Origin of the sequence: Klebsiella sp. 28, assembly GCF_018223905.1 — a bacterium.
GTDB lineage: Bacteria > Pseudomonadota > Gammaproteobacteria > Enterobacterales > Enterobacteriaceae > Klebsiella > Klebsiella pneumoniae.
This window is the reverse complement of sequence record NZ_JAGRQY010000061.1, coordinates 1-9,712: the sequence shown is the minus strand read 5'-3', so window position 1 is coordinate 9,712 and position 9,712 is coordinate 1. Positions and strand designations below refer to the sequence as shown.

The 9,712-nt window shown below is 61.2% G+C and carries 7 protein-coding genes; 4 read left to right on the top strand and 3 right to left on the bottom strand.

Annotated elements, in window-relative coordinates; translation table 11 throughout:
* The 4 genes from KHQ28_RS11235 to pcaC all read left to right on the top strand — a co-directional run.
* The coding region (locus KHQ28_RS11235; RefSeq protein WP_211777605.1) for an acetyl-CoA C-acyltransferase at positions 1–838 on the top strand (838 nt) is incomplete at its 5' end.
* 9 nt (positions 839–847) lie between these two features.
* Positions 848–2,200, top strand: coding sequence for a 3-carboxy-cis,cis-muconate cycloisomerase (locus KHQ28_RS11230; RefSeq protein ID WP_032419017.1), 1,353 nt, complete (start codon positions 848–850; stop codon positions 2,198–2,200).
* Positions 2,190–2,954 (top strand): 3-oxoadipate enol-lactonase, encoded by a 765-nt coding sequence (gene pcaD, locus KHQ28_RS11225; protein ID WP_004151556.1) that lies wholly within the window; start codon positions 2,190–2,192, stop codon positions 2,952–2,954. The genes KHQ28_RS11230 and pcaD overlap by 11 nt, the downstream gene beginning before the upstream one ends.
* Positions 2,947–3,336 (top strand): 4-carboxymuconolactone decarboxylase, encoded by a 390-nt coding sequence (gene pcaC, locus KHQ28_RS11220; RefSeq protein ID WP_004143067.1) that lies wholly within the window; start codon positions 2,947–2,949, stop codon positions 3,334–3,336. The genes pcaD and pcaC overlap by 8 nt, the downstream gene beginning before the upstream one ends.
* A 1,058-nt stretch (positions 3,337–4,394) precedes the next feature.
* On the opposite strand, the gene KHQ28_RS11215 is transcribed toward pcaC, so the two are convergent.
* From KHQ28_RS11215 to KHQ28_RS11205, 3 genes are all read right to left on the bottom strand, one after another.
* Positions 4,395–6,011 carry a mechanosensitive ion channel family protein gene (locus KHQ28_RS11215; RefSeq protein WP_029505513.1) on the bottom strand — a complete coding sequence of 539 codons (1,617 nt, stop codon included), beginning with the start codon at positions 6,009–6,011 and terminating at the stop codon, positions 4,395–4,397.
* A 163-nt stretch (positions 6,012–6,174) separates the two neighbouring features.
* Complete coding sequence (fumA, locus tag KHQ28_RS11210) at positions 6,175–7,827, bottom strand: class I fumarate hydratase FumA (protein ID WP_004152246.1); 1,653 nt, start codon at positions 7,825–7,827, stop codon at positions 6,175–6,177.
* 54 nt (positions 7,828–7,881) lie between these two features.
* Complete coding sequence (locus KHQ28_RS11205; protein WP_004148278.1) at positions 7,882–9,393, bottom strand: anion permease; 1,512 nt, start codon at positions 9,391–9,393, stop codon at positions 7,882–7,884.
* Positions 9,394–9,712 lie beyond the last annotated feature (319 nt).

The following is a 9,712-nucleotide window of genomic DNA, read 5'->3' as shown; positions in this document are numbered from 1 at the left end:
CGCGCCGTTTGTGATGGGGAAAGCGGAGAGCGCCTTTAGCCGCAGTATGCAGATGGAGGATACCACCATCGGCTGGCGCTTTATTAACCCGCAGATGAAAGCCCTGTACGGCGTGCATTCCATGCCGGAGACGGCGGAAAACGTCGCCGATGAGTTTGCTATCTCCCGTGCCGATCAGGACGCGTTCGCCTTACGCAGTCAGTTGCGTACCGCCGCGGCGCAAGAGGCGGGGCGTTTCGCCGATGAGCTGATCGCCGTCCAGGTGCCGCAGCGCAAAGGCGAGCCGCTGCTGTTTAGCCGCGATGAGCACCCGCGCAGCACCTCGCTGGAGGCGCTGGCTAAACTGCGCGGCGTGGTGCGCGCCGACGGCAGCGTTACCGCCGGTAACGCCTCCGGGGTTAACGACGGCGCCTGCGCGCTGCTGCTGGCCAGCGAGACGGCGCTGTCGGCCAACGATCTTCAGCCGCTGGCCCGGGTGGTCGGCGTGGCGACGGCGGGCGTGGCGCCGCGGATCATGGGTTTTGGCCCGGCGCCGGCGGTGCGCAAGGTGCTGGCGCAGACCGGCCTGACATTAGGCCAGATGGATGTCATTGAGCTGAATGAAGCCTTCGCCGCGCAGGCGCTGGCGGTGACCCGTGATTTGGGCTTACCGGACGATGCCGCCCACGTGAACCCTAACGGCGGGGCGATTGCGCTGGGCCACCCGCTCGGCGCCTCCGGCGGCCGGCTGGCGATGACCGCAGCTTATCAGCTGAAACGGACCGGCGGCCGCTACGCCCTGTGCACCATGTGCATCGGCGTCGGACAGGGGATCGCCCTGATTATTGAACGTGTTTAAGGAGCCAGAATGAGTTTGTTGACCCCGATGCTGCGCAGCAGTCCGCTAACCGACTGGTTCAGCGACGCGCAGCGGGTGCAGGGCATGCTGGATTTTGAAGCGGCGCTGGCGCAAGCGCAGGCCGCCTGCGGGATGGTGCCGCCGGAAGCGGTCGGGCCAATTGTCGCGGCCTGCCGCCACGAGGCCATCGATTTTGCCGCGCTGGGCGAGGCGGCGGTGGGAGCCGGTAATCTGGCCATCCCGCTGGTGAAACAGCTGACGGCGAAGGTAAAAGCGCAAGATCCTGAGGCTGCGCGCTACGTTCACTGGGGCGCTACCAGCCAGGACGCCATCGACACCGGACTGGTGCTCCAGCTGCGCGGGGCGCTGGATGCCGCTGAGACTCTGCTTGAGCAGCTGTTGGCGGCCCTGGCTCTCCAGGCGGATCGTTATCGCGATACCGTGATGCCGGGCCGGACCTGGATGCAGCACGCGCTGCCGGTGACCTTTGGCCTGAAGCTGGCGGGCACCCTCGACGCGCTCCTGCGCTGGCAGCAGCGGCTGCGCGAGATGCGTCCGCGGCTGCTGGCGCTGCAGTTTGGCGGCGCCGCGGGCACTCTGGACGCGCTAAAAGAGAAAGGGCCGGCGGTTGGCCTGGCGCTGGCGCAGATCCTCGGGCTGTCGCTGCCGGATACTCCGTGGCACAGCCAGCGCGATCGGCTGCTGGAGGCGGGCGCCTGGTTCGCCGGCGTCTGCGGCACGCTGGGTAAATTCGCTAACGACTTTTCCCTGCTGATGCAGACCGAAGTGGCTGAGGTGGGCGAGCCGGTGGCGGAAGGTCGCGGCGGTTCGTCGACGATGCCGCATAAGCGCAATCCGGTGGCCTGCGCGGCGATCCTGACCGCCGCCCAGCGTACGCCGGGGCTGATGGCGACGCTCTACGCCAGCCAACTCCAGCAGCATGAGCGGGCGCTGGGCGGCTGGCAGGCGGAGTGGGAGACCCTGCCGGAGCTAATTACCCTGGTGGGCGGGGCGTTGGCGCAAAGCGAGGCGCTGGTGCGCGACATGCAGGTTTTCCCGCAGAAAATGCGCGCCGATCTCGATATCACCCATGGGCTGATTATGGCTGAGGCGGTGACTCTGGCGCTGGCGGAATTCATCGGCAAAGCCGAGGCGCATCATCATATCGAGGCGCTGTGCCGCCAGGCGCTGGACCGTCACTGCCCGCTGGTCGATCTGCTCGCGGCTGACCCACAGGTCAGTCAGTATCTCTCTCGTGAACGCTTAACCACGCTGCTGGACCCGGCAACGGCGACCGGCAGCGCCGAACGCTTTGTGCGCCAGGTGCTGGCGCGTTATCAGGAGCAACGTGATGAATCTTGATTATCAACTCGACGGGCCGGATGGCGCGCCGGTTATCGTCCTCTCCAACTCACTGGGCACCACCCGGGCGATGTGGCAGCCGCAGATCGAGGCGTTAACCGCCCATTTCCGGGTGCTGCGCTACGACACGCACGGCCACGGTAAAACGACGAAAAATGGCAAAGTGACCCTCGCCCAGTTGGGTGAGGATGTGATTGCGCTGCTCGATCACTTGAATATCGACCGCGCCTGGTTCTGCGGGATCTCGATGGGCGGTTTGACCGGCCTGTGGCTGGGACGCTTTGCGCCGGAGCGTTTTCATGGTCTGGCGGTCGCCAACACCGCGGCGCGCATTGGCGATCAGGCTAGCTGGCTGTCGCGGGCGCGGGCCGTACGTCAGGAGGGGATGGCGGTGGTGGCCGCCGGAGCGGCAGACCGCTGGTTCACCCACGCGTTTCGCCAGAAGGCGCCGGAGGTGGTCGAGGCGCTTTGTCACCAGCTGACCCATACCGATGCTGAAGGCTATGCCGCCTGCTGTGAGGCGCTGGCCGCCGCCGACCTGCGGGGCGAAGTGGGGCAGATCCCGCTGCCGACGCTAATCATCGCCGGGGAAAGTGACCCTGTCACCACGGTCGGTGACGCTCATTTCCTGCAGCAGCAGATCCCCGCCTCCGAGGTGGTGGTTCTGGCAGCATCGCATCTGTCTAACATTGAGGCGCCGAAAAGCTTTACTTCGGCGCTGCTGAGCTTTTTCCAGGGGGAACGCCATGGATGATAAACAGCGCTATCAGGACGGGATGGCGGTACGGCGCAAAGTATTGGGCGACGCCCACGTCGACCGTACGCTGCAGCATCTGACGCCGTTGAATGATGAGTTTCAGGACTTTATTACCCGCTATGCCTGGGGCGAGACCTGGACGCGTCCGGGGCTCGATCACCATACCCGCAGCATGATCACTATTGCCATGCTGATCGCTCTCAATCGCGAGGCGGAGCTGAAGATGCATCTGCGCGCGTCGTTTAACAACGGGGTGACCCGCGATGAACTAAAAGAGCTGATCATGCACTCTGCGCTGTACTGCGGGCTGCCGGCGGCCAATGCCACGATGCATCTGGCGCAGCAGGTGTTTGACGACATCGACGCCGCGCAGGGGTGAGTCGGCGTCCGAGTAGGATTGCCCGGCAGTCGTTGTAGGCCGGGTAAGGCGCAGCCGCCACCCGGCGAAATGGCGGCACAACCCGAAATGTCCCTGTTCGCACTATGTTTGGCAGGACCACAACGTTTGGCAGGGCTACAACTTCTATGTTAATTCCGGGCAGATTGCGCTCCCGGTTGATCTTCTGCGTTATGTCTCGTATGGCGCAGGGAGCGCACAGGGGGCGGCCAGTCGCCGCCGCCCCCTGTACCCCCGGGCTCCGGCCAGCAAAATCGCCGCTGCGCGGTCCCTTCGACTTATCCCTGCAGGCTGCGGGTCGGGCCGAGGCAGCGTCCCTGCAAAACACGGCCCTCAGCCCGCATTCATGCGGGCTGCCCCGGCCTTCCGGGAACGTCTCAGCGATTTTGAGGCCGCCAGCACCGGCAGTTTCAGTCGCGCAAGTGGGTAAATGAGTGACAGGCCGCACGAACCCCTGGCCGGGTAAGGCGCAGCCGCCACCCGGCGAAATGGCGGGTATGGCGCCGATAGATTGCCCTCCGGCGCGGCGCTTGCCGGGCCTGGGAAGCGAAGATCGCCTGTAGACCCCGTAGGCCGGGTAAGGCGCAGCCGCCACCCGGCGAAATGGCGGCACAACCGGAAATGTCCCTGTTCGCACTATGTTTGGCAGGGCTACAACTTCTATGTTAATTCCGGGCAGATTGCGCTCCCGGTTGATCTTCTGCGTTATGTCTCGTATGGCGCAGGGAGCGCACAGGGGGCGGCCAGTCGCCGCCGCCCCCTGTACCCCCGGGCTCCGGCCAGCAAAATCGCCACTGCGTGGTACCTTCGACTTATCCCTGCAGGCTGCGGGTCGGGCCGAGGCAGCGTCCCTGCAAAACACGGCCCTCAGCCCGCATCCATGCGGGCTGCCCCGGCCTTCCGGGAACGTCTCAGCGATTTTGAGGCCGCCAGCACCGGCAGTTTCAGTCGCGCAAATGGGTAAATGAGTGACAGGCCGCACGAACCCCTGGCCGGGTAAGGCGCAGCCGCCACCCGGCGAAATGCCGCTACGTTAACCCTTATTTCTCAGGCTTCTGCGGCGCGACGGCCGGCGCGGCGTACCAGGCTTCCTGCGGCACCACTACCGCCGCCTTTGGCTGCATCACAAAGTTCGGCGACATAATCTGCACGCCGAATTCGTTAAACACATCAATAATGCTGCTATGCAATGCGTTGCGGCCATCCGGTAGCTTGGTTGTGGGGAGTAAGCGCACCTGCAGCTCATACGAGGTGTACCAGTCAAGCAATCCCAGCTTACGCACCACCGGCGCAATTTGCTGATCGATCCCCGGGGTGCGTCTCGCCGCCAGCTCCAGCAGCGCATGGACCTGACGCCACGGCGTATCGTAGCCGATGGTGACGCTGGTGGTGAGGTTGACTCCACCGTCGGCGCTTTCGGCGCTGAGATTAATAATTTTCCCGCTCACCACCACCGCGTTCGGGACGGTAACGATGTAATTTTCGCGGGTGAGAATTTTGGTCGCCAGCACGCCAATCTCGCTGACCTGACCCTCATTATCGGCGAGGCGGATCCAGTCGCCTTTGCGCAGCGCCCGAGAGTAGATCAGCACCAGGCCGCTCATCGCATGGGTCATCACTCCGGTTGACCCGAGGGTCAGCATCAGGCCGAAGAACACGCTAATGCCTTTGAAGGCGAGAGAGTTGGCGCCGGGAAGGAACGGGTAGGCGGCGGAGAGGGCAAACAACCAGATGACCACCGAGATAAGCCGACGGGTGGCGCTAACGGTCTCCGGATGAATGCCGGGAACCTGAATGCGGCCGGCGGCGACCTGGTCGAGAACCACCTTCACCAGGCGAATGATAAGCCAGGTGAGAAGGAAAATAAGCACCACGATCATCAGCCCCGGCAGGGAGGCGACAATCGACAGAGAGAGGTCGCGGATCACCCCCAGCGACCAGTCGCCCAGCGATTCGCTCCACACCCGCGTCCAGGGAAACAGGCTGAAGGCCCAGCTCAGCCAGAGATAACAGGCCAGCATGCCGAGAAGGATGACCAGCACAGCATAGAGTCGAACTTCAATATTGCCGAGATAGCGCCGCCAGTGCTGCGGTATGGCGCTACGTTTTTCGAGGATCCGCAGCAGGAAAAAGCGTCGCACCCGCCGCCAGGCGCGGAAGGCGCCGTAGTAAAACAGCGCCAGCAGCAGCGCCCCGGCCAGGGCTTTACCGGCGGAGATGAACAGATAGCGGTTGTTGAACTGCTCCTGGAGGCTGGTGCGCTGGGCTTCCATACGCGCCAGCACCCGCTGGGCTGCCTGGTCGAGGGTTAAATCATCGCCCTCGTCGAGATCCGCCTGGCTCAGCAGCAGCACCGGTTTGCCGTTCATCAGAAACAGCCGACCTGGCTGACCATAGCGGATAACCGGCACGACCCGCAGCGGCTGGCGAATATCATCTTCGGTGAAGGCGCGCAGGGCGCTACGGGTGCGCAAAACGCGCTCTTCGGGCGTGGTCTGGCCAAAAGTGGCCTGCAACATGACGACAGGTTGGTGGAAAATCGTGACCGTGCGTGCCTGCTCGCGCGCGGTTGGCTGCTGTCGCGGTTCGGCGGCCAGCGCCGGCTGGAGCACCAGCAGCGCCAGCGCCCAGAGGATAACGATGCTCATCCTGTTCATTGAGGCACCTGAGATAACAATTATTGTTATTTTTCAGCAAAAAACGGAGGGCTTGTAGTTGAGCATAGCCTGGTGCGAAGTGAATTCAAGCTGGGGAAATGCGGACATAAAAAAAGCCGTCGCCCAAACGGCGACGGCCTGATATCAGCGTCAGAGGATAGCGTTAGCCGTGCTGTTTACAGCCCGCGCACTGCTTATTCTGGATCTGCTGGAAGAAGTCGTTGCCTTTATCATCGACGAGGATAAACGCCGGAAAATCTTCCACTTCGATTTTCCAGATAGCTTCCATCCCCAGTTCCGGATAGGCCACGCACTCGAGGCTCTTGATACTCTGCTGAGCGAGCACTGCCGCCGGGCCGCCGATGCTTCCAAGGTAGAAGCCGCCGTGTTTATGGCAGGCATCGGTCACCTGCTGGCTGCGGTTGCCTTTCGCCAGCATCACCATGCTCGCGCCGTGGGACTGCAGCAGATCAACGTAAGAGTCCATGCGGCCGGCAGTGGTTGGGCCGAGGGAGCCGGAAGCGTAACCGGCTGGCGTTTTTGCCGGGCCCGCGTAGTAGATCGGGTGATCTTTGACGTACTGCGGCAGCGCCTCGCCGTTGTCGATAAGTTCCTTCAGCTTGGCGTGGGCGATGTCGCGGGCCACGATAATGGTGCCGTTAAGGCTCAGGCGGGTGGAGACCGGATGTGCCGACAGCTGCGCCAGGATCTCGCTCATCGGCTGATTCAGGTTGATGCTTACCACTTCGCCTTCGCCGGCCTGACGCAGATGTTCAGGAATATATTTTCCCGGATTGCTCTCCAGCTTCTCGATCCAGATACCGTCGCGGTTGATTTTCGCCTTGATGTTGCGGTCGGCGGAGCAGGAGACGCCCATGCCGATCGGGCAGGAGGCGCCGTGGCGCGGCAGACGGATCACCCGGATATCGTGGGCGAAGTATTTCCCGCCGAACTGCGCGCCGAGGCCGAGGTTCTGCGCTTCCTGCAGCAACTCCTGCTCCAGCTGCACGTCGCGGAACGCCTGACCGTGTTCGTTACCTTCGGTCGGCAGACCGTCGTAATAGCGGGTCGAGGCCAGTTTGACGGTCTTCAGCGTCGCTTCCGCTGAGGTGCCGCCGATCACAAACGCGATGTGGTACGGCGGGCAGGCGGCGGTGCCTAGAGTGCGCATCTTCTCAACGAGGTAGTTTTTCAGCTTCGCCGGGGTGATCAGGGCCTTGGTTTCCTGGTACAGATAGGTTTTGTTGGCGGAACCGCCGCCTTTCGCCATGCACAGGAACTTATATTCTTCACCGTCGACGCTATAGAGATCGATCTGCGCCGGCAGGTTGGTGCCGGTGTTAACCTCTTTATACATATCCAGCGGCGCGTTCTGTGAGTAGCGCAGGTTATCTTCGGTATAGGTGTTGTAAACGCCCTGCGCCAGAGCGGCTTCATCGCCGCCGCCGGTCCAGACGCGCTGGCCTTTTTTCCCCATGATAATCGCGGTGCCGGTATCCTGGCAGGTCGGCAGCACGCCCTTGGCGGCAATTTCCGAGTTGCGCAGGAACTGCAGGGCGACATATTTATCGTTATCGCTGGCTTCCGGGTCGAGCAAAATCGAGGCGACCTGTTGCTGATGGGAGACGCGCAGCATAAAGGCGGCGTCGTGGAAGGCCTGCTGAGCGAGCAGGGTCAGCGCCTGCGGCTCTACTTTCAGGACCTGCTGGCCGTCAAATTCGGCGACGGAGACGTGCTCTTTGCTGAGCAGATAGTATTCCGTATCGTCGTGCGCCAGCGGAAACGGATCCTGATAAACAAACGGTTTAGTCGACATAGTCACTTACTCCATAAAGATAAAAACCGCCGGGGTAGTCCCGGCGGTTATGAATCAGAACATCATGGACATCCACGGATAGCCAATCAGCAGCAGGGCGGCCAGGAAGATGGCGCCAAAGATGGTGCCGAGGCGCCAGTAATCTTTGGTCGGCAGGTAGCCGCTGCCGTAGTAGATTGGGCTTGGGCCAGTACCGTACGGGGTGATGATCCCCATCACGCCTAGCGAGGTGACCATCAGCAGGACAAACACTTCCATATTCATTCCAGGGATAGTCGAGGCAATGGTCAGCATGGCCGGCAGCAGCGCGGTGGTGTGCGCGGTGGTGCTGGCAAACAGATAGTGCAGCAGGTAGAACGCCAGCAGCAGGACGATGGTCGCCATCCCCGGGGAGATGCCGCTCATCAGCGCGCCGCCCTCTTTACCCAGCCAGGCGATAAAGCCGGTGGAGGAGAGGCCGTCGGCCAGTGCCACCAGGGTGGCGAACCAGACAAAGGTGTTCCATGCCGCTTTGTTGTTGGTGATATCGCTCCAGGAGAGCACGCCGGTCCACAGCATCAGCACGATAACCAGCAGGGCAGCCAGCGCCGGTTCGATCCAGTCGGCGGCGAAGATCCACATCATCAGCGCGAAGCAGACGAATACCAGCAGCAGAATTTCATTGCGCGACAGTTTGCCCAGTTTTTCCAGTTCACGCGCGGCCCACAGCGGCACTTCGTTATTGACTTTCACTTCCGGCGGGTAGAACCAGTAGGCCAGCAGCGGCATGGCCAGAATCAGCAGGATACCCAGCGGCAGGAAGGCGATGAACCAGGTGCCCCAGGAGATATTGATGCCAACAATGCTTTTGACCAGCGCCAGGGCCAGCAGGTTCGGGGCCAGAGCCGACAGGAACATCGAGCTGGTAATACAGGCGGCGGTGATCGCTACCCACATCAGATAGGAACCGATTTTACGTGCGCTCGGATCGTTTGGCTTTGAACCGTACAGCGGCGGCAGGTTAGCGATAATCGGGTAGATAGTCCCCCCGCTGCGTGCGGTGTTAGACGGCGTAAACGGCGCCAGCAGCAGATCCGCGAAGGTGATGGCGTAGCCGAGCGTCAGGCTGCGACGGCCAAGATATTTCACCAGAATCAGCGCCAGGCGGCGGCCGAACTGCGTTTTATCGTAGCCGGCGGCGAACATGAACGCGCCGAAGATAAGCCACACGGTGGAGTTGCCGAAGCCGCTCACCGCCCACTTAAAGGAGGCGCCAGCCATTTTGAAGCCTGGCGCGGCCATCTGATCCGGGCTGAACAGCAGCCACTGGCTGCACAAGGCAATAACTACCACGCCGGTGATACCGATAACGGCGCCGGGCAGCGGTTCAAAAATCAACCCGACGATCACCCCGACAAAAATAGCGAAGTAGTGCCAGGCGTACGGCGGCAGGCCTTCGGGGACCGGGACGAACAATAACAGCACGGCAACGATAATCGGCAGCGCCATCATCAGGAGAGGTTTTTTATTCGCAGTCGTTGGCTTGACTGCACCGGCAGGCGGTATGGTTGTCTTTTTCTCTTTCATAATGAGTATCTGCAAGTTGTTGAAAATAACGTTTACGCCAGCGTCTTGCTCAGTGGTTTCTTTAATTACAAAAGTTACTTTAGTTTTTATTTTGCGTTTCTGAGTATCGACAGGGCGCTTATTTAACGCGTTTTATGAGGCGTTAAATTAAATTTGTTGGTTATTTATATATTGCGCTTTCAATGGCCATTGCAATTGATCAAGATCAAGAAAAGCCGGTGATTTCACTATTTTTTTATTATCAGTATAACCCTATATGATGAGGTGTTATTTTGGCGAAAATATCGATAGATGTTAAAAGAAAAATGAACAATAAATG